The organism is Streptomyces sp. NPDC048644 (assembly GCF_043199105.1).
Taxonomy (GTDB): Bacteria; Actinomycetota; Actinomycetes; order Streptomycetales; family Streptomycetaceae; genus Streptomyces.
In genome coordinates, this window is the sequence record NZ_JBICVO010000015.1 from 47234 (window position 1) to 67513 (window position 20280).

The following is a 20280-nucleotide window of genomic DNA, read 5'->3' on the forward strand; positions in this document are numbered from 1 at the left end:
ACAGAGGACCACCCGGCTGTTCATGGGGCGGCGGCAGGCCCCGCCGTCCGATCGCTCGACCGGCGGGGCGGCGCCGCTACGGTGCTTCCGCCGTCACCGTAGCGAGGTTTCCTGTGACACCGCGGGGCGCAGCGGCAGGACTCAGACGCCCTGGGCGCCCGGCAGCGCGGGGGTGGAGGGGACGGAGGGAACGGAGGGGACGGTCGGCAGGCTCGGCTGCGCCGGGACGGAGGGGACGGAGGGGACGGAGGGAACGGAGGGGACCGAGGGCACGCCCGGCAGGACCGGCAGGGCCGGGACGGTGGCGGCGTCGGTCAGGCCGGACAGGTCGGACAGGCCGCTCAGGCCAGTCGCGCCGGTCGCGTCGGCCGGAACGCCGGGGACGGTCCGCGTCGGCGCGAGGCTCTGCACACCGGCGACGGTCCGGGTGACGGCGCCCTGGCCGTCGGCGGCCGACACCGCGTTCTGGGCGACCGGCACGACCTTGACCACAATGCCGGTGGCCGTGGTCCGCACACCGCCGACGGCCTGCTCGGCGGCCGGGCGGACGGTGGCCAGGTCACCCTGGGCCAGGGCGGTCAGCTGCTCGGGGCGCACACCGGCACTGGTGAGAGCGGCCACCAGGTTGGTGACGGAGCCGGGGGCCTGGGGCAGCGCGGGGGCCTTGGGCAGGCCCTTCGGCTGGCCGCCGGGCAGTTCGGCACCGGGCAGCGCCGGGGTGCCCGGCAGCGAGGGAGTGCCGGGCAGCTCGGGCGTGTTCGGCAGCGTCGGGGCGCCGTCGGCGGCGCGCTGCACGCTCTGGACGGCACGGCCGACGCGGCCCACGTGGTCGCCCTTGGCGATGCCGGTGACCTTCCCGGCGTCCTGGAGACCGGAACCGTCGGCCGTGGTGTGGACACCGCCGAGCGCGTTGGTCACGGGGCCGAGCCCATCGGTGGGCAGACCGTCGGTGGCAGGCAGGCTGTCGGCGGGCAGGCCCTTGCCGACGGTGCCGGCCGCCTGGCCGGCGGCCCCGCGCACGGTCTTCTTCGCCGTGCCGACGGCGTCACCCGCGGGCAGCTGCTTCGCGGTCTCGGCGACCTCACCGGCCGGCAGCTGCTTCGCCGCCTTGGTGACGTCACCCGCGGGCAGCTGCTTCGCGGTGCCGGCCACGTCCCCGACCGGCAGCTGCTTCGCCGCGTCGGTCACGGAGCCGGCGGCGGGCAGGTCCGAAGTGGCGGGCAGTTCGGCGGCGTTGGCGGCGACGGTGCCCAGGGCCCACAGGCCGGTGGCGGTGGCGGCGACGGCGATGGAACGGCGGATGGCGATACGCATGAGAGGAAAGTCCTTCGAATTCAGGGGGTGTTGACGGGCAGACCTGTCCCGCCCCCGCGCGGCAGGTCGGATTCAGACGCGGAACGGTCTGCCCTAGCCGGGGAATTCGAGGATGTCTTCGGCACGGTGACGCGTCGGCACGCCATCGGCCGTGCGCACGCCACCGGGCAGCAGCCCGACGAGCGTGATGTCAGCGGGAAGCACGGCGTGCTGGTCACCGCGCGGACCGTGGCCCGCGCCCGCGCTCTGCGAAGCGGGCGCCACCGGCGCCTCGGGGAGCGGACCCGGCAGGCCGTCACGGCCCGGCGTGCCCTGCTCGTGCACGGCGCTACGGGCCTGCTCGGCGGCCGGCGCACGCGTCCCGGCGGCACCGGAGCGCGCCGTACCCGCCGCGTCGGACCCGGCGGCGTGGTGCGCACCGGCCGGTGCGCCACCGTGCGGGGCGCTGCCGTCCTGCGGTCGCCCGCCGTCGCCCGGCTCTCCCGGGTGCGTGCCCGGCGGGCACGGCAGCGGCAGCACGGCACCCGCCGCGCCCCCGACCTCCCGTACGGCGCCGGTCAGCGGCTCGGTGACCCGCGCGGCCTGCTCTGCGGCGGGCCGTACGGCGTCGGCGATTTCGCCCGCGGCGGCCTGTCCTGCCGCCGCGCCCTGCCGCTCAAGTGCGGCCCCGGAACGGCTGTGCCGCACCGGCGCTCCGGCCCGGGTGGCGGCCCGGACCGGTGCCGTCGCCTCGGCCGGAGCCTCGACGGTCGGCGCCGACGCCCGGTGCGCGGGCGTGGCCCGGCCCTTCGGCGACGGCTTGTCGGGGGACGCTGCACCCTCGGCGGACGCTACGTCCTCGGCTGATGCTGCGTCATCGGCTGACTCCGTGAGCGAAGACGCCTCGTCGGATGCGCCCGCCCGGTGGGTGACCTGCGGCGCCGCCACGGCCTTCGCCGGGGTGATCGCCCCGGTCAGGTCCTGCGTACGGTCGTCCGCGCGGGCGCCGGAGCCGAAGGCGAAGCCGATGGCCACGAAGCCGATCAGGAAGAGCCCCGCGAGCAGCGCACGCCGCGCGGCCACGGTGCGCGGAAGGCGCACGGCGGCAGGCACGACGGACACAGCAGACAAGGGGAGACCTTCCCAGAGGGACGGGGACACCCGGGCACACGGCCTCGGCGTCACTCGCGTCACGGGTGATCAAGCGATGCCCCGATCCTTGCACGAGTGGCCAGGTGGCCCGCAAGTCCCCCCGGCCCTCCTGTCACCGTTCCTCCGCCATGTCCGGTATGGGCTGCGGAGACGTTTCGATTCGGGCCGCCAACCTCACCTGAAAAGACGGGAAATGGCCGCAATGAAACGGGTACGTCGGTACGCCGATACGCCGGAACTCCCCCGGAAAACGCCGAGGCCGGGTGACCCTCCCCCACAGAGGGCCACCCGGCTGTCCATAGGACCACCCGGCTGTCCGGGACGGCGGTACTCAGCCGCCCCGGTGGGACGGAGGGCGCGGCGTCCCCTGCGGAACTCATCCCGCGTCGGCGCCGGCACCGGCGCCCTCCGTCACCGTCACGATGTTGATCCTCCTCAGACGCCCTGACCGTGCACGGTCGGGACGTTCGGAACACCCGGCACGGAGGGCACGCTCGGAACACCGGGCACCGTCCGCACACCAGGAACACCGGGCACCGTCCGCACCCCAGGAATTCCGGGAAGGGTCGGAACCCGCGGGATGGTGCCGTCGTCCGCGGCGGACCGCGGCACCGCCGTACCCCGGAGGGCCGGGACGTTGGTGAGGTCGGCCGGCTCGTCCGTGAGGTCCGCCGGCTCGTTGGTGAGATCGGCCGGCACGTTGGCGTCGTCGCGGGTGACCGCGGCGGCACGGGTGACCGCGGCAGCACGGGAGACCGGCGGCTCGACGGGAACTCGGCCGGTTTCGCCGCCGGAAACCGGCGGATCGACAACACGGCCGCTGTCATCGCCGGTGGCCGCTACGGTGCGGTGGGATACGGGGTGGTCGGCGGCGTGGGCGACGGTGCCGCCGAGGGCCAGCAGGCCGGTGGCAGCGGCGGCCACCGCTATGGAACGACGCATGGTGTGACGCATGAGGGTGAGAATCCTTCGCATCGAGGGTTGGGCGGACCTGTCCCGCCCCCGCAGCGGCAGGTCCTGACGCGAGCGCTTAACGCGCCGCCTCAGAAGGGGAGTTGACGACGGCCACCGGCGCACCATCCGGCGTGCGTACCGCCATCGGCGACCCGTCTGCACAGACCACGGACGGCCACCCAGCACCCGACCACGTCAACTCTGCTACGGAACAAGGGTGTTGACAGATCAGCAGCAAAAGGCCCCACGAGCGGCGCACGCCGTCCCCGTACCCCGCGCGCCGGGCACACGGTGGCAGGCATGACGAACACAGCGAGCACGGCGGGTGACCTTCCCAGCAGGACGGGGACACCTGCGGCACACGACCGCAATGTCGCTCACGTCACGGGTGATCGGGCGATGAGCCGATACTTGCACACCAGGTCAGGTGGCCCGCAAGACCTCTCGGCATTCCCGTCACCGTTGCTCCGCCATGTCCGGTATGGAGAGGGGGCGCTTTTCGATTGCGGCTGCCATCACGTCGGGAAACAGGTCGGGGGTGCAGGCGAACGCCGGTGCTCCCAGGGCCGCGAGGGCCGCTGCGTGCTCGCGGTCGTAGGCCGGTGCGCCCTCGTCGGAGAGCGCGAGCAGCGACACGAACTGCACACCGGACGCCTTCATCGCGGCGACCCGTTTAAGCATCTCGGCACGGATGCCGCCCTCGTAGAGGTCGCTGATGAGGACGACGACGGTTTCGGTGGGCCGGGTGATCCGGGACTGGCAGTAGGCGAGCGCGCGGTTGATGTCCGTGCCGCCGCCCAGTTGGGTACCGAAGAGCACATCGACCGGGTCATCGATGCGGTCGGTCAGGTCGACCACCGCGGTATCGAAGACGACCAGGCGGGTGTCGATGGCCCGCATCGAGGCCAGTACCGCGCCGAACACCGAGGCGTGGACGACGGATGCGGCCATCGACCCCGACTGGTCGATGCACAGCACCACTTCCTTCTTCACCGACTGCGCGGCCCTGCCGTAGCCGATCAGCCGCTCGGGCACGACCGTGCGGTATTCGGGAAGGTAGTTCTTGAGGTTCGCCCGGATCGTGCGGTCCCAGTCGATGTCACGGTGGCGCGGCCTGCTGATCCGGGCGGAACGGTCCAGCGCCCCGGTGAGGGTGGCGCGGGCCCGGCTCGCCAGCCGCTTCTCCAGTTGTTCCACGACCTTGCGGACGACGGCCCGCGCGGTCTCCTTGGTCGTCTCCGGCATCACCTTGTTGAGGGAGAGCAGGGTGCCGACCAGATGCACGTCCGCCTCCACCGCCTCCAGCATCTCCGGCTCCAGCAACAGCGTGTTCAGACCGAGCCTGTCGATGGCGTCACGCTGCATGACCTGCACGACGGACGCGGGGAAGTACGTACGGATGTCGCCGAGCCAGCGGGCGACATGGGGCGCCGACGCCCCCAGACCCGCCGTGCGGCGACCGCCGCCGTCCGCCCGCCGCCCGCCGTCCTGCCCGTAGAGCGCGGCGAGTGCACCGTCCATCGCCGCGTCCTGGCCCTGCAACGCGCACCCGGTGCCGTCGGCTCCGGCCCCGCCGAGCACCATCCGCCAGCGCCGCAACCGCTCCGCCCCGTTCACGGCGGCGGCCCCTCCGTCCGCGCCCTCCCCGCCGTCCGCGCCGTCGGCTCGGTCCGCTCCGTCCGCGGCACCAGCCGCCTGGGCACGCGTCGTCATCCCGGCTGTCCCCGTCATTCCCGCCATCCCCGTCGTTGCCGTCATCTCCCCGCCCCCACAGGTTCGTTGCTCCGTCGTCCGGCGTCCGCGTTCTCCGCCCCGCCCGCCTCGTCACCGCCGCGCTCCGGCCCCTCGCCCCGGTCCTCGCCCCGGCGCTCCTCCCGCTCACGTCCCCGCTCACGTCCCTGGTCCTGCCCTCGGCCGGGTCCGTCCCGGCCCGTTCCGAGCAGCAGGTGCACGGTGGGCAGCACCGCGGCGGCACGGTCGCGGTCCAGGCCGGGGCCGAAGCCGGGTATCGGCACCTCGTCATCGGGCCCGCCCCCCACCGGTCGTGGCCCGTCCGCCACGGGGCCGCGGCGGACGAGTTCGCCGAGCGTGCGGCGCACCCCTTCGTCGTAGTCGGCGAACGTCCGCCGCAGCAGCGGCAGTACGTCCGTGAAGGCGGCGTCGGGAACCCTGGTCAGCCAGCCGTCGACCAGTGCGAGCAGCCGCTCGTCGTGCACCAGCAGGATGCCGCCGCCGTCCCCGCCGCCGGCGAAACCCTCGATCCAGCCCGCCGCTACGGCGGGCTGGACACCCTGCGACAGCGCGAGCCCCATCAGCCGTTCGGCCCCGCCCTCCCCCAGCCGGCCGTCGTCCAGCAGCAGCCGCGCCGCCCTGCCCCGCAGCAGCCCCGGCAGGCTGTCCCGCTCCGCCACCGCCCGCAGCACCCGGGACCACCGGTCCCGCAGGCCGTCCCCCGGGGCGGCACCGTCACCGGGGCCGGTCTCCGCGGCATCCCCCGGCTGCCCCAGGAGCGCCACGGCCTGCTGGGTGGCGTCGAGATGACGTCGCATCGCCGCGGCGCCGTCCGCGTCGAGGCCCGCACAGGCCGGCGGCAGCCCGACGAAGATCCGCTCGGCGAGGCCCGTCGCCACCTCGCGGAGCGCCGCGCCGTCCGTGCCGCGCACATCGCCGTAGCGGACGGACCGTACGAGGGCGGGCAGCGCCTGGGCCAGCCGGCCGACGTCCGCGTCCAGCGCGGCACGGTCCGCCAGGGCGCGCATCACCTCGGGCAGCGCCTCCGGGAGGCCGGCGAGCAGGCAGTTCTCGGCGAGTACGGTCACGTCGGCGAGCGCGGTGGCGGCGCCGGCGTCGGACACCGCCTTCGCGGTGGCGGCGGAGAGCACGGTCGTGCCCCAGATACCGGCCTCGGCGACGCGTACGGAGAGTTCCGGTTCCCAGCACAGCCGCCAGGTCTCCCGGAACGTCCCCGTGCTGCCGCGGGCGTGCACCGGCTCGCCCCAGGGGACGCCCAGCAGCCGCAGCCGGTGCAGCAGCCGGCTGCGCCCGGCGTCCGTCTCCTTGCGCAGGTCCAGCTCCACCTCTTTCTCCAGCGCTTCCGGTGCGAGCCGCAGCGTGCGCCGCACCCGGTCGATGTCGCGCTGGAGCGGGACCGCGGGTGCCTCGTCGGGCACCTCGCCCAGGGCGTCCCCCACGACCAGCCGGTCGTGGATCAGCGCGGACGGCGCGTCGGATCCGTCGCCCATCACGGCCCGGATCGCGTCCGTGGTCTCGGCGAGCCCGGCCAGCGGGCGTCCGCGCACCGTGGCGAGCCCTTCCGCGAGGCGTACCACCTCGATGACGTGCGCCGGGGAGACCGCGTAGTCCTCGGCCCGCAGCAGCCCGGCGGCCCTGGTCATCCAGCGTTCCACAGGCCGGTCGGGGGCGCCGAAGAGGTGGCCGTACCAGCCGGGTGAGGCGATGCCGGCGCCGTATCCGCTGCTCCGGGAGAGCCGTCGGTGCGTCCACGGCACCCAGGTCAGATCGGCCTTCACCTTGGGCAGGCCCTTCAGCAGCTGCCGGTCCGCCGTCACCGTGGTCCTGCGGGCCAGCGCCGGAACGTGCCAGGCGCCGCACACCACGGCGATGCCGTCCCCGAACTCCCGCCTGGCCGCCCGCAGTCGGATGCGCATATGGGCCTCGCGCACCGGATCCCGGTCGTGCCCGCCGTCGCCGTACGTCTCGCGCAACGCGCCCATCGCCTCGACCAGCGCGGCGAACGGCGCCAGCGCGTCCGCAGCGGCCTGGCCGTCCGCGGCGCGATGCTCGACGACGTCCTCCCACCAGCGCTCGGCGTCGTCGTAGCCCGCCGCTTCGGCCAGCACACCGATCGGGTCGATGCGCAGCCCGGAGGGGTCAGGGCCCCCGGGCGCGGCACCGCCTGCCGGGCCGGCTGCGGGGTCCACATCCGTTACGGCCTCCGGCCCGGTGACGAGGCCGGGTTCCTGCACCGGGCCGGGTTCCTGCGCCGGGCCGTGCTCCCGCGCCTCATCGGGTTCCCGCACCGGTTCCGGCTCGGCCCAGGCCAGGGAGTGGGCCGCCGGCAGGTCGATGAAGCGGACCGGGACGTCGTGCTCCAGGGCCCAGCGCAGCGCCACCCACTCCGGGGAGAACTCGGCGAGCGGCCAGAAGGCGGCGCGGCCCGGATCGTCCCGCACATGGGCCAGCAGGGCGACCGGTGGCCGCATGTCCGGCCGGCCGGCCAGCGGTACCAGCTCGTCGGCCTCCGGCGGGCCCTCGATCAGCACCGCGTCGGGCGTGCACTGCTCCAGGGCGGCCCGCACCGCCCGAGCGGACCCGGGTCCGTGATGGCGCACCCCGAGCAGCACCGGCTCCGTCCCGTTCATGCGCTCACCTCACGGCAGGCGCGGTAGAAGTCCTTCCAGCCGTCACGCTCGCGGACGACCGTCTCCACGTACTCCTGCCAGACCACGCGGTCGGCGGCCGGATCGCGGACCACGGCACCCAGGATTCCGGCCGCCACGTCACCCGGGCGCAGCACGCCGTCCCCGAAGTGCGTGGCCAGCGCCAGGCCGTTGGTCACCACCGAGATGGCCTCGGCCGTGGAGAGCGTCCCGGACGGCGACTTGACCTTCGTCCTTCCGTCGGCGGTGACGCCGCCGCGCAGCTCGCGGAAGACCGTGACGACCCGGCGGATCTCGTCCAGCCCCTCGGGCACCGCGGGCAGGCCGAGTGACCTGCCGAGCTGCTCGACCCTGCGGGAGACGATGTCCACCTCGGCCTCCGGGGTCTGCGGCAGGGGCAGGACGACGGTGTTGAAGCGGCGGCGCAGCGCGCTGGAGAGTTCGTTGACGCCCCGGTCGCGGTTGTTGGCCGTGGCGATCAGGTTGAAGCCGCGCACCGCCTGCACCTCCTGCCCCAACTCCGGTATGGGCAGGGTCTTTTCCGACAGGACGGTGATGAGCGTGTCCTGGACGTCGGCCGGGATACGGGTCAGCTCCTCGACCCGCGCGGTCATGCCCTGCGCCATCGCCCGCATGACCGGGCTTGGCACCAGCGCCTCCCGGCTGGGCCCGTTCGCCAGCAGCTGCGCGTAGTTCCAGCCGTACCGGATCGCCTCCTCCGGGGTGCCCGCTGTGCCCTGCACGAGCAGGGTGGAGTCACCGCTGACCGCGGCGGCCAGATGCTCGGACACCCAGGTCTTGGCCGTGCCTGGCACGCCGAGCAGCAGCAGCGCACGGTCCGTCGCGAGGGTCGTCACCGCGACCTCGACGATCCGGCGCGGGCCGACGTACTTGGGTGTGATGACCGTGCCGTCCGCGAGGGTGCCGCCCAGCAGATACGTCGCCACCGCCCACGGCGAGAGCCGCCAGCGCTCCGGCCTCGGCCGGTCGTCGGCCGCCGCGAGGGCCGCCAGCTCCGCCGCGAACGTCTCCTCCGCGTGCGGTCGCAGCGGCTCGGCGCCGACCGTCTCACGCGCCTCGCCGTCCGCCGTCCGCACCGTGATTTCCGACATGGCTCCCCCTCATCGCAAGGTGTGCGTACGGCGCCTCGCATTCCGCCGTTCGCTTGCGGTTCCCACCCTGCACCACACCACTGACAACGCCCCCAAAAACCGGCCCTGACCTGCGAGTTCAATGATCGCGCGGGGTGGTTGTCAGTGGTCGGCCTTAGCGTCGTGAGCATGAATTCGCAGGGGGAACGCTGGACGACGGATCAGGTGCTCGCGCTCGCACCTGACGAGACCTCACGCAAGGCCGGAGGCAAGCTCGCCGGGCCGGGACCGTGGTCGGAAGCGGGCGCGGGCGACGGCGCGGTGTGGGGACGGTGCAAGGGCAGCGGGAAGACGCCGTATCAAGCGGTGATCGACACCAAAGGCCCGGCCTTCAGCTGTAGTTGCCCCAGCCGGAAATTCCCGTGCAAGCACGCGCTGGGGCTGCTGCTTCTCTGGGCGGGCGGCGGGGACGCGGTGGCGCCGGGTGGGCCCCCGCAGTGGGCGGCGGAGTGGCTGGCCGCCCGGCGGCAGCGGGCCGACCGGGAGGCGGGCGGCGCCGCGCCATCGCGGGTGCCCGCCGACCCGGAGGCCGCCGCCCGCCGCACCGAACGGCGGACGCAGCGGATCCGCGCCGGAGCCACGGAACTGGAACAGCGCCTGGAGGATCTGCTCCACTCCGGGCTCGCCTCCGCGGACGGCGCCGGGCAGGACTCCTGGGAGGAATCCGCCGCCCGCATGGTGGACGCCCAGGCACCCGGACTGGCCGCCCGGGTCCGCGAGTTGGGCTCCATCGCCGCGTCCGGACCCGGCTGGCCCGCCAGGCTCCTGGAGGAGTGCGCCCTGCTGCACCTCCTCGACCAGGGCTTCCTCGGCATCGATCACCTTCCGGCGCCGCTCGCCGCCACGGTGCGTACCCGCGTCGGCCTGACGACCGAGGCCGCCGATGTCCTGACCGGGCTGGACGCCACTCCGGTACGGGACCGCTGGCTGGTGCTGGCCCAACACGACAGCGACGACGGCAGGTTGACCACCCGCCGGATCTACCTGCGGGGCGACAGGACCGGAAGGATGGCCCTGCACCTCTCCTACGGCGGCACCCACCGCCCCCTGGAGCCTGCCCTGCCGCCCGGCCTGGTGCTCGACGCCGAGCTGGCCTACTACCCGGGCGCACGCCCCCTGCGCGCCGCCCTGGGCAAGCGGCACGCCCCGGCGGCCCCCGGCCCGGTACCGCCCGGCTGCGGCATCGACGCCGCCCTGGCCGCCTACGGGGACGCGCTGCGTCACGACCCCTGGCTCGACTCCTGGCCCGTGGTCCTGGCGGACGTCACTCCGATCCCCGGCCTGGACGGCGCGGGCTGGCAACTGGCCGACGCGGACGGCGAGTCGGCGCTGCCCCTCGACCCGCGGTGCCTCGACCGTCCGGGCCGGTGGCAGCTGGCCGCGATATCGGGCGGCGCCCCCGTGACGGTCTTCGGCGAATGCGGCCACCGCGGCTTCCTCCCGCTGACCGTCTGGGATCCGGCCCCGGTGTCGCTGTAACACCACGGCCCGCCGCCCCGGTACGCCACACCACCCTGGAGGACCACCATGACACCCGCCCAAACCCCCACCACCACCAAAGCCTTCACCACCAACACCACCGGCGCGGCCCCGCCTTCGATCGTGCCTCCCTGGCCCGAGCTGGTGAGCGCCGCCCTGCTGGGGGCCGAGCGCAGGACCCCGCCCACGGCGGGGCGCGCCGGGCCGGCCGGGCTGCTGGACGCGGCGGCGCTGAGCACCGTCCGCCGCCGTGCCGCCCTGCGCCCCGCACCGGCAGGCGAACGCCCCCGGCGGGCCCCCGACGACCCCAGGCCGCCACTGCCGCAGGCCGCCCGCCGCCGCCTGGCGCTGCTGCTGGCCGACCGCGGCGGCAGCGGGAGCAGCCGTCGCGGCACCGCCCCCGACCTCACGGAACTGCTCCCCCAATGGCTCGCGGCAGCCGGCGAGCACGGCTACCGCGCCCCCGAGGCGCTGCTGCCCGCACTGCTCGACGCGGCCCGGGGCCGTACCGACCTGCGGCCCGCCGCACTCGCGCTTGCGGGCCCGCGCGCCCTGTGGCTGGCACGCCTCAACGACGACTGGAAGTTCGCACTGCGGGGCATCGGGGGCGGCCCGGGAACGGTCGGCGCCGACGGCCCACAGGATCTGCAACGCCTCTGGGACGATGGCCTGTTCGCGGAACGGATCGCCGTCCTGGCTGCGCTGCGCCGACGCACTCCGGACGCGGGCCGGCAGCTGCTGTCCCGCAGCTGGCCGAGCGAGCGGGCCGAGGACCGGCTGATGTTCCTCGACTCGCTGCGCGAGGGCCTGTCCACGGCCGACGAGGCGTTCCTGGAGCAGGCGCTGTCCGACCGCAGCCGCAACGTCCGCGCCACGGCCGCCGAACTGCTGTCCGCGCTGCCCGGTTCGGCGCTCGCCACAAGGATGGCCGCCCGCGCCCGCAGCTGCGTCGCCCTGGACCGCACGGCCACCCCGTCGGCCCCCGGCACCACGGCCGCGCCATCCGATCCGGTGATCGTCGTCGAGGCGCCGTACGAGTGCGACGCGGAGATGCAGCGCGACGGCGTCGTGGCCAAGGCGCCGTCCGGGCGTGGCGAACGGTCGTGGTGGTTCGGGCAGTTGGTGGAGGCGGCACCGCTGAGCGGGTGGGCCGAGCGGTTCGGAGGCCGGGAGCCGGCGGCGATCACCGCCCTGCCGGTGGCCGACGGCTGGCGCACCGAGCTGCACGACGCCTGGTGCCGCGCGGCGGTGCGCCAGCGGGACGCCGCGTGGGCACGGGCGCTCCTGGGCACCCCCGCCGCCCCGCTCCAGGGCGCCGAATCCGCGGCGGGCGGCTCGTCGCGTGATCCGGCGAAGCTGCTGGCCGTGCTCCCGGAGGGCGAACGGGCGCAGTGGGTGGCGGAGTTCATCGCGGCGCACGGCCTGGCCGACGCGTTCCGGATGCTCGGCGTCTGTGCCGTGCCCTGGGCCGAACCGCTGGGCGGAGCGGTCGTCGACGCACTGGACATCGCCCGGGACGCGGGCAGCTATCCGTGGAGTTTCAGCGGGGTGATGGGGCTGGCCGAGCGCTGCCTCGATCCGGCGGCAGCGGACCGGCTGGACATGCTCACGGCGGTCACGGACGAGCCGGAAGGCGCCTCACCCGGCTCCGTCGGCTACTGGTCCGAGGCGTTCCAGCGCCTGGTCGGCACCCTGCGTCTGCGCGCCACCATGCATGCCGAACTGGCCGCCCCCGCCCGGCTCGCAGCGCCGGCCGGAGCCGCCGAACCCGCCGGCTCCGACCACCCGCCGGGCACGGCCACCGGCACCAACACGGCAACCGACGCGACCGGATAGCGGACCGATGAGGAAGCCGAAGGTGACCGCCCGGTGGCGGGCAGGGGCAGAGCCCGGCCGACGGGCGCCCGTTGGGCACCGGCGGCAGGTGCGGCGCGCCGGCCCGGTCTCACACCGCGAGCGAGCGGACGTTCGCGGTCACCCACTCCACGATCGATGTGGTCGTGGCACCGGGGGTGAAGATCTCCGCGACCCCCTGCTCCTTCAGCGGGGCGATGTCCGCCTCGGGGATGATGCCGCCGCCGAAGACCTTGATGTCGTCCGCGTCGCGCGCCTTGAGCAGTTCGATGACCTTGGCGAAGAGCGTGTTGTGGGCGCCGGACAGGATCGACAGGCCGATGGCGTCGGCGTCCTCCTGGATCGCCGTGTCGACGATCTGCTCCGGAGTCTGGTGCAGGCCGGTGTAGATGACCTCCATACCGGCGTCCCGCAGCGCCCGCGCGATGACCTTGGCGCCCCGGTCGTGGCCGTCGAGGCCCGGCTTGGCCACCACGACACGGATCGGCCCCGTCGTGCCGGCCGTACCCTGCCCGCCCGCTTGAGTTCCGTCATGCCGCGCCACACCCATAACTGCCTCCAAGCCATGCACGGCACCCGTTGGGCGGTGCCGCCGAGCCGACAATCGATCGCGTGGCCGCCCGGTCCGGCGGCCACGAGTGAACGAACGTTATCGCCAGCATCCCGTACCCAGCCGTTTCGTGACATGCAGGGAGGGGGAAATCACACACGGGACACGTTCGCTACGCGCCGTGTTCCGCGGGACTTCACGCCAGGGCCGGGCGGCGGAGCCCCCGCGGGGGCGGCGCGAGGGAAGCCGCAGCCGAGCCTCCACACCGTTCCGCCTCCGCGCCGCCGAGCCGCGCGGACGCACCACCGGGCACGTGCACCCGCCAGGGCACACGCACCACAGGCTCACCCTTCGCCTTCGGCTTCCCCCAAGGGCATCCGGGGGCACGCAGCCTCCCCTGCCGCACGGGAGGTCGGCCATGGCCGCCACACCTTTCCCCTCCACACCGGACACCTGCCGCCTGATCCGTCCGCACGCCCTGTCGCTGCGCAGCGCGCTGACCGAACTGCTGGTACTCGCCGGCCACCTGGCCCTCTACCCCACCGGCATCACCCAGGAGCAGCCCACGCCCTCCACACCGGCACCCACCGCTCCCGCTCCCCCGCCCGTTCTCCTCCTCCACGGCTTCATCGACAACCGCTCCGTCTTCGTCCTCCTGCGCCGCTCGCTGCGCCGCCAGGGCCTGCGGCACGTCGAAGCGCTCAACTACTCGCCGCTGACCTGCGATCTGCGCAAGGCGGCCGAGTTGCTGGGCCGGCATGTGGCGGAGCTCTGCGCACGGACCGGACAGCCGCGGGTGGACATCGTGGGGCACAGTCTCGGCGGGCTCATCGCCCGTTATTACGTGCAGCGTCTGGGCGGCGCCGCCCGCGTGCGCACCGTCGTCACCCTCGGCACCCCGCACTCCGGCACCCGCGTCGCGCCGCTGCTGTCGGCGCACCCCCTCGTACGCCAGTTGCGCCCGGATTCCACGGTGATCTCGGAGTTGGCGCTTCCGGCGCCGAATTGCCCGACCCATTTCGTCGCGTTTTGGAGTGATCAGGACCAGATCATGGTGCCGCCCGCCACCGCACGAATCGATCACCCGGATTTGATCGCGCACAACGTGCAGATCTCAGGTGTCGGACATCTCGCGCTACCGGTCAATGCCTCGGTCGCTGCCGGAATACATGAGGTTTTGACCGTAAGGGAAGAGCCCGATCACGCCATGGACACCATTTCGGTGGCTTGAATTGGATGCCTTCCGGCAGGCAAAGGCATCTCGCTGACGACCCGTTGGCGGCTTATCGGCTGCCTTTCGGTGGCGTGATCCCGCGCTGACGTCGAACGGGCCTCGAACGCGACGCCAAGAGGAGGTGTGGCACCGCCGAAAGGCGGCCAAATGCCCGGCCCGGCCGAGCCGGAAACCCCCGCAAGATTGTCGCCGTCGTGTACCGCCGGGTACAGTCGCCGCTAATTCTCCTGCTGCCGAGGCGAAAGAGAAGCTGGTGGTGAACGACCGTCACCCGTCGGAGGCTCCCCTTCCGACCGGTCCCGCTCCGGACGCCTCGTATGCGCACTATCCGGCCTACGACTCCTACGGGCAGCAGCACACCGCTGCCGCGAACGGCTGCGCCGAATACGGCGGCGGCGACCCGCTCTTCGGCTCCCTCCCCGGTTCGTACGACACCGGGCAGTACGGCGCCGACCCCTACGCCACCGGCTCGTTCGGCACGACTCAGCACGGCGCGGCCCAGGGAGCGGAGTCCTACGGGGCCGACGGCACCGGCGGATACCCGGCGGGCGGCTACCCACCGGGCGGGTACGACACCGGCTCCTTCGACACCGGTTCCTTCCGGACCGCGTCCTACGACACCGGGACATACGGCACGGGCGCCTTCCCCACGGACACGTACGGAGCCGACGCCTACGGCCACGACTCGGCAGGCGCGCAGCCGGACGGTTCCGGCTACGACCCGTACGCCCACACCGCCTATGAGGCACCGGGCTACGACACCCACGGCTACGCGGCACCTGGCTACCACCCCAACGGCCAGGACACCGGCGGCTATCAGGCCGCCGCCCCCGCGGCATACGGCACCGGGACGTACGGCACGGGCGCCTTCGACACCACCGCCTTCGACGACGGCCTCGGCACCGGCGGGTACGGCACACCGGGCGAGGACGAGCCCCGGTACGACCACGGCACCGCCTACGGATCCGGCGCGTACGGGACCGGCGGGTACGAAGCCACCGCCGTCCAGGAGGCCATCGGCCACGACGCCACCGCGGTGTGGCCGACGGTGGACCAGGCGCCGACCGCGACCATCCCTGCCCAGGCGGGCCCGCCGCGCGACGACTCCGGACCGCCCGCGCCCGCCGGGCGCCCGCGCGGCGCATCGGCCGCGGTGGCCGAGGCGTTGACCCAGGCCACTCCGGTCGTCACGGCAGTCACGCCCGACGCCCCTGAGGGCCCCAAGGCCGTCCGCGGCCGGGGCCGCCGCCGCACAGCCAAGCGGTCGGCGCTGCTGACCGTCGCCGTACCGTCGGTCGCCGCGATGGGTGTCTGCGCCGTCGCCGCTGCTGCCGTCGGCGGGTTCGGCGGGGAGGAGAAGGACGAGGCGGCCAGCCAGGGCGCGCCGGACGCGGGCGGCGTCAAACCGTCCACGGCGAACAACAAGCTCGACACCCAGCTCGCCGGACTCAGCGCGGGCGCCGACGACTTCGCCGACCGGGCGAGCCGTACCCAGGAGCGGATCGACCTCAAGGAGCGGCAGGCCGCCGAGAAGGAACGCAAGGCGAAGGAAGCGGCCCGCAAGGAGGCCGAACGCCCGAAGTTCCTGCTGCCGGTCAAGCAGCACGGGCTGAGCGCCCTCTACGGCCAGGCCGGCGTCAACTGGATGTCCGTGCACACCGGCATCGACTTCCCGGTCGGCTACGGCACTCCCGTGATGGCCGCGACCGACGGCACCGTGCGCACCCAGTGGAACTCCGCGTACGGCAACATGGCGATCGTGACGGCGCCCGACGGCACCGAGACGTGGTACTGCCACCTCAGCAGCACCAAGGTCCGCTCCGGGTCGGTCAAGGCCGGCGATCAGATCGCGTACTCCGGCAGCTCCGGCAACTCCACCGGGCCGCACATGCACTTCGAGGTGCGCCCCGGGGGCGGCTCACCGATCGACCCGCTGCCCTGGCTGCACAGCCACGGCCTCAACCCGAACTGACCGGCCGCCCCGAACTGACCGGCCCCGCCCGGCCCGACGCCCTGACGGCGGCGGGCCGACGGAACGGCCGCGGGCTCTAGAGCTTCTGCACCGGCGCGTACCGCAGCAGCAGCCGCTTCGGCTTCTCACCGCCGAAGTCGATCGTCGCCTCGGCGTTGTCGCCGCTGCCCTTGACTCCCACGACCGTGCCGAGGCCGAAGCTGTCGTGGGTGACGCGGTCGCCGACGGCCAGCGCGACGACCTGCCGGTCGGACGAGCGCCGGGTCGCGAAACCGCTCGGCCCCTTGGCGCGCGAGGACGAGAAGCCGGAGCCCGTTCCTCCGCCGGAGCCGAAGCCGCCGGATGACAGCCCGCCCATCGAGGCGGACGGCGTCGCGGGCCCGGTGCGCTTCCAGTCGACGTACGCCTCCGGGATCTCCTCAAGGAACCGCGAGGGCGGGTTGTACGACGGCTGGCCCCAGGCGCTGCGCATCGTCGAGCGGGTGAGGTAGAGCCGTTCGCGGGCGCGGGTGATGCCGACGTACGCCAGCCGGCGCTCCTCCTCCAGCTCCTTGGTCTGGCCCAGCGAGCGCATGTGCGGGAAAACGCCGTCCTCCATGCCGGTCAGGAAGACGACGGGGAACTCCAGGCCCTTGGCGGTGTGCAGGGTCATCAGGGTGATGACGCCGCTGCCGTCCTCCTCCTCGTCGGGGATCTGGTCGGAGTCGGCGACCAGCGCGACCTGCTCCAGGAAGTCGGCGAGCGTGCCCGGGTTGTCCTCGCCGCGGTCCTGCTCGAACTCCAGGGCCACGGCGGCGAGTTCCTGGAGGTTCTCGATCCGGGTCTCGTCCTGCGGGTCGGTGGAGGTCTGGAGTTCGGCGAGGTAGCCGGTGCGCTCCAGGACCGCCTCCAGGACGGTGGCCGGTCCTGCGCCGGATTCGACGATCGTGCGCAGCTCTTCCATCAGCGTGTTGAAGCGCCGGACGGCGTTGGCCGAGCGGGCGGCCATGCCGTACGCCTCGTCGACCCGGCGCAGGGCCTGCGGGAAGCTGATCTTCTCGCGGAGCGACAGGGCGTCGATCATCGCCTCGGCGCGGTCGCCGATGCCCCGCTTGGGGACGTTGAGGATCCGGCGCAGCGGGACGGTGTCCTCGGGGTTGGAGAGGACGCGCAGGTACGCGAGGACGTCGCGGACCTCCTTGCGCTCGTAGAAGCGGACGCCGCCGACGACCTTGTAGGGCAGCCCGACCCGGATGAGGATCTCTTCGAAGACACGGGACTGGGCGTTGGTGCGGTAGAAGACGGCGACGTCGCCCGCCCTGGCATCGCCCGCGTCCGTCAGCCGGTCGATCTCGTCGGCGACGAACTGCGCCTCGTCGTGCTCGGTGTCGGCGACGTAGCCGGTGATCCTGGGGCCCTCGCCTGCCTGTGTCCAGAGGTTCTTGGGGCGGCGGTTCTCGTTGCGTTCGATGACGGCGTTGGCGGCGCTGAGGATCGTCTGCGTGGAGCGGTAGTTCTGCTCCAGGAGGATCGTCGTGGCGTTGGGGTAGTCCTCCTCGAACTGGAGGATGTTGCGGATCGTGGCGCCGCGGAAGGCGTAGATCGACTGGTCGGCGTCGCCGACCACGCACAGCTCGGCGGCGGACTCGGGCGGACCGACCAGCTCGCGCACGAGGGTGTACTGCGCGTGGTTGGTGTCCTGGTACTCGTCGACCATGACGTGCCGGAAGCGGCGGCGGTAGTGGGCGGCGACGTCGGGGAACGCCTGGAGGAGGTTGACGGTCGTCATGATGATGTCGTCGAAGTCCAGGGCGTTGGCCTCGCGCAGCCGCGCCTGGTACATCGCGTACGCCTCGGCCAGGGTCTTCTCGAAGCCGTCGGCAGCCGTCCCCGCGAAGGTCTCCTCGTCGATGAGCTCGTTCTTGAGGTTGGAGACCTTGGCGCTGAAGGACTTGGGCGGGAAGCGCTTGGGGTCGAGGTCCAGATCGCGGCAGACCAGGGCCATCAGGCGCTTCGAGTCGGCGGCGTCGTAGATCGAGAACGACGAGGTGAAGCCGAGCTGCTTGGACTCGCGGCGCAGGATGCGGACGCAGGCGCTGTGGAAGGTGGAGACCCACATGGCGTTCGCCCGCGGGCCGACCAGTTCTTCGACGCGCTCCTTCATCTCGCCCGCGGCCTTGTTGGTGAAGGTGATCGCGAGGATCTGGCCGGGGTGCACGCCGCGCGCGCCGAGCAGGTGCGCGATGCGGTGGGTGAGCACCCGGGTCTTGCCGGATCCGGCGCCCGCGACGATCAGCAGCGGGCTGCCGGTGTGCACCACGGCCGCCTTCTGGGCGTCGTTGAGCCCCTCCAGGAGGGCGGCCGGATCGACCGCGGGGCGGGCAGCGCCGTCGCGGTAGTACGCCTCCCGGGGCACGGGGGCGTCGAACTTCCCGTCGAAGAGGTCGTGCGGAACCTCCTCCGGGGCCGGGCCGTGCTCGTCCTCGGGAGGGGGCGGGGGGTGCTCGCCCTTCGGGCCGAGATCCGCCAGGAAGCTGTCGTCAAAGAGGCTGCTCATCGCCCACCGAGTCTAGGCGGCCCCACTGACATCCGGTCCCGAAGTCCGGGAACGGCCGCACGGGAAGCGTCCCGGCCGTGCAGAATCCGTTTCGGAGACGTGGAGCCGTCTTCACAGGAGCCGCCCCGAGGCTTCCCCGCACTGCCCGAAACCGACATCCAACGCAATCACCGTCGCCTCACCTTCAGGTCACGAAAAGGTTTCGGGCAATTCGAACATCAGCCTTCACAGGAGCCACACGAGTTGGCTACCGTGCTCGCTCGGGCAGCCCGCATCCCCGCGTACGACAGCGTGCGCACGGGTCGCCTCCGCCGAGTCCGGCCCTGCCCCTGGGCACCCGGAGCCGGGGACCCACCAGCACCACCGGGGTGAATCGATCGGTACGGCCGCCGCGCGCGGGCGTACGGACCGTAGGGCAAGCCTTCCGTCTGCGACACCGCCCGAACCCGACAGCTAACCCGGTAGGCGGTCCACGGAAGGAGTCGCCGGCCTTGGCGTCGCATCGCAAGCCGCGCACCCGCGTCCTCGCCTCACCCGGAAGCCGCCGCACGGCGGTCGGGATCACCACCGCAGCACTCGCCTCGGTCACACTGCTGTCGCAGTCAGCCGAAGCGGCCCCCAGGAGCCCCCGGCCGACCGTCGAAGAGGTCAAGAAGAACGTCGACGACCTCTACCGCCAGGCCGAGGTGGCGACCCAGAAGTACAACGCCGCCAAGGAGCACGCCGAGCAGCGGCGCGAGAAGGTGACCGAACTCCAGGACTCCGCGGCGAAGCGCACCGACAAACTCAACGCGTCCCGGCGGGAGCTGGGCACCTACGCCTCCGCGCAGTACCGCACCGGCGGCATGAGCCCGACCGCGCAGCTGATACTCGCCAAGGACCCGCAGCAGTTCGCCGACCGCAGCCACCTCATGGAGCGGCTGACCGGACGTCAGCAACAGGCGGTCGCCGACTACCAGGAGCAGCAGGCGGCGGCAGCGCACGAACGCGCCGAGGCCGTCCACAGCCTGGAACGGCTCCAGGAGTCCCAGACCTCCCTCCAGGAGTCCAAGCGGACGGTGCAGGGCAAGCTGACCGAGGCCCGGCAGCTGCTGTCCCGGCTGACCGCCCAGGAGAAGGCGCGGCTGGCCGAGCTGGAGCGCAAGAAGGAGGAAGCCGCCAAGCGCAAGGCCGACGACATGGCGCGCCGGCAGGCCGAGAAGGAACGCCAGGAGCACGGGGGCGACCGCGGGGGCGACGGCGGGTCCGGTGGCGGCTCGACAGACGGTTCAGACGGTTCAGGCGGCTCGGGCGACTCGGGCGGCGGATCCGACGACGGCACGTCCCTCACGAAGGCCAAGAAGGCGCTCGCCTTCGCCCGCGCCCAGATGGGCAAGCCGTACGTCTGGGGCGCGACGGGCCCCAACTCCTACGACTGCTCCGGCCTGACGCAGGCGGCATGGAAGGCGGCCGGGGTGAACCTGCCGCGTACGACGTGGGATCAGGTGAAGACCGGCGAGCGGGTGGCCACCAAGGACCTGCAACCGGGCGACCTGGTGTTCTTCTTCAAGGACATCAGCCACGTCGGGATGTACATAGGCGGCGGCAAGATGATCCACGCCCCGAAGCCGGGCGCCAGCGTGCGGGTGGAGTCGATCTACTACATGCCGATCTACGGGAGCATCCGCCCGGCGTAGGCCGTGTCGGGCCCGCTCCCCCGCGACAC

The 20280-nt window shown here is 73.3% G+C and carries 13 protein-coding genes and 1 riboswitch; of the genes, 5 read left to right on the plus strand and 8 right to left on the minus strand.

Going from position 1 to position 20280, the window contains the following annotated elements; genetic code table 11:
• Positions 1-141: 141 nt before the first annotated feature.
• The 6 genes from ACGFNI_RS27900 to ACGFNI_RS27925 all read right to left on the minus strand — a co-directional run bounded on the left by ACGFNI_RS27900 (position 142) and on the right by ACGFNI_RS27925 (position 8911).
• Positions 142-1314: a hypothetical protein gene (locus tag ACGFNI_RS27900; RefSeq protein ID WP_393687430.1), complete on the minus strand. Its 1173-nt coding sequence runs from the start codon at positions 1312-1314 to the stop codon at positions 142-144.
• A gap of 93 nt (positions 1315-1407) precedes the next feature.
• On the minus strand, positions 1408-2424 hold the full coding sequence (locus ACGFNI_RS27905) for a hypothetical protein (protein WP_393687431.1): 1017 nt from the start codon (positions 2422-2424) through the stop codon (positions 1408-1410).
• A gap of 456 nt (positions 2425-2880) precedes the next feature.
• A complete protein-coding gene (locus ACGFNI_RS27910) occupies positions 2881-3399 on the minus strand; it encodes a hypothetical protein (RefSeq protein WP_393687432.1) in 519 nt (172 codons plus the stop codon).
• Positions 3400-3855: 456 nt separating this feature from the next.
• Positions 3856-4983, minus strand: a complete 1128-nt coding sequence (locus ACGFNI_RS27915) for a VWA domain-containing protein (RefSeq protein ID WP_393687561.1) — start codon at positions 4981-4983, stop codon at positions 3856-3858.
• A 170-nt stretch (positions 4984-5153) separates the two neighbouring features.
• Positions 5154-7781, minus strand: coding sequence for a DUF5682 family protein (locus ACGFNI_RS27920; protein WP_393687433.1), 2628 nt, complete (start codon positions 7779-7781; stop codon positions 5154-5156).
• Positions 7778-8911 carry an AAA family ATPase gene (locus ACGFNI_RS27925; protein ID WP_393687434.1) on the minus strand — a complete coding sequence of 378 codons (1134 nt, stop codon included), beginning with the start codon at positions 8909-8911 and terminating at the stop codon, positions 7778-7780. Before ACGFNI_RS27925 ends, ACGFNI_RS27920 begins: the two co-directional genes overlap by 4 nt.
• Before the next feature lie 168 nt (positions 8912-9079).
• Here ACGFNI_RS27925 and ACGFNI_RS27930 point away from each other — a divergent pair, with 168 nt between their 5' ends.
• Both ACGFNI_RS27930 and ACGFNI_RS27935 read left to right on the plus strand, forming a co-directional pair.
• Positions 9080-10429 (plus strand): SWIM zinc finger family protein, encoded by a 1350-nt coding sequence (locus tag ACGFNI_RS27930; RefSeq protein ID WP_393687435.1) that lies wholly within the window; start codon positions 9080-9082, stop codon positions 10427-10429.
• A gap of 48 nt (positions 10430-10477) precedes the next feature.
• Complete coding sequence (locus ACGFNI_RS27935; protein ID WP_393687436.1) at positions 10478-12265, plus strand: DUF5691 domain-containing protein; 1788 nt, start codon at positions 10478-10480, stop codon at positions 12263-12265.
• A gap of 109 nt (positions 12266-12374) precedes the next feature.
• Here the strand turns inward: ACGFNI_RS27935 and ACGFNI_RS27940 are convergent, their stop codons facing one another.
• Positions 12375-12833: a cobalamin B12-binding domain-containing protein gene (locus ACGFNI_RS27940; protein WP_393687437.1), complete on the minus strand. Its 459-nt coding sequence runs from the start codon at positions 12831-12833 to the stop codon at positions 12375-12377.
• Between the two features lie 418 nt (positions 12834-13251).
• Here ACGFNI_RS27940 and ACGFNI_RS27945 point away from each other — a divergent pair, with 418 nt between their 5' ends.
• Together ACGFNI_RS27945 and ACGFNI_RS27950 are read left to right on the plus strand one after the other, a co-directional pair.
• On the plus strand, positions 13252-14064 hold the full coding sequence (locus ACGFNI_RS27945) for an esterase/lipase family protein (protein ID WP_393687438.1): 813 nt from the start codon (positions 13252-13254) through the stop codon (positions 14062-14064).
• A gap of 259 nt (positions 14065-14323) precedes the next feature.
• The gene (locus tag ACGFNI_RS27950) at positions 14324-16039 is read left to right on the plus strand and encodes a peptidoglycan DD-metalloendopeptidase family protein (RefSeq protein WP_393687562.1); all 1716 of its coding nucleotides are present in this window, start codon (positions 14324-14326) and stop codon (positions 16037-16039) included.
• A gap of 76 nt (positions 16040-16115) precedes the next feature.
• Here ACGFNI_RS27950 and pcrA read toward each other — a convergent pair whose 3' ends face one another.
• Positions 16116-18575 carry a DNA helicase PcrA gene (gene pcrA / locus ACGFNI_RS27955; RefSeq protein WP_393687439.1) on the minus strand — a complete coding sequence of 820 codons (2460 nt, stop codon included), beginning with the start codon at positions 18573-18575 and terminating at the stop codon, positions 16116-16118.
• A 299-nt stretch (positions 18576-18874) separates the two neighbouring features.
• Positions 18875-19059: riboswitch (cyclic di-AMP (ydaO/yuaA leader) on the plus strand.
• A 7-nt stretch (positions 19060-19066) separates the two neighbouring features.
• Here pcrA and ACGFNI_RS27960 point away from each other — a divergent pair.
• On the plus strand, positions 19067-20251 hold the full coding sequence (locus tag ACGFNI_RS27960) for an NlpC/P60 family protein (RefSeq protein ID WP_393687440.1): 1185 nt from the start codon (positions 19067-19069) through the stop codon (positions 20249-20251).
• Positions 20252-20280 lie beyond the last annotated feature (29 nt).

Bases quoted from the DNA above. Each gene is read 5' to 3' on its own strand.
- ACGFNI_RS27910 (WP_393687432.1), bottom strand. From the start codon at position 3,399: ATGCGTCACACCATGCGTCGTTCCATAGCGGTGGCCGCCGCTGCCACC.
- ACGFNI_RS27930 (WP_393687435.1), top strand. From the start codon at position 9,080: ATGAATTCGCAGGGGGAACGCTGGACGACGGATCAGGTGCTCGCGCTC.
- ACGFNI_RS27925 (WP_393687434.1), bottom strand. From the start codon at position 8,911: ATGTCGGAAATCACGGTGCGGACGGCGGACGGCGAGGCGCGTGAGACG.
- ACGFNI_RS27900 (WP_393687430.1), bottom strand. From the start codon at position 1,314: ATGCGTATCGCCATCCGCCGTTCCATCGCCGTCGCCGCCACCGCCACC.
- ACGFNI_RS27940 (WP_393687437.1), bottom strand. From the start codon at position 12,833: ATGGGTGTGGCGCGGCATGACGGAACTCAAGCGGGCGGGCAGGGTACG.
- pcrA (WP_393687439.1), bottom strand. From the start codon at position 18,575: ATGAGCAGCCTCTTTGACGACAGCTTCCTGGCGGATCTCGGCCCGAAG.
- ACGFNI_RS27920 (WP_393687433.1), bottom strand. From the start codon at position 7,781: ATGAACGGGACGGAGCCGGTGCTGCTCGGGGTGCGCCATCACGGACCC.
- ACGFNI_RS27915 (WP_393687561.1), bottom strand. From the start codon at position 4,983: ATGGTGCTCGGCGGGGCCGGAGCCGACGGCACCGGGTGCGCGTTGCAG.
- ACGFNI_RS27935 (WP_393687436.1), top strand. From the start codon at position 10,478: ATGACACCCGCCCAAACCCCCACCACCACCAAAGCCTTCACCACCAAC.
- ACGFNI_RS27945 (WP_393687438.1), top strand. From the start codon at position 13,252: ATGGCCGCCACACCTTTCCCCTCCACACCGGACACCTGCCGCCTGATC.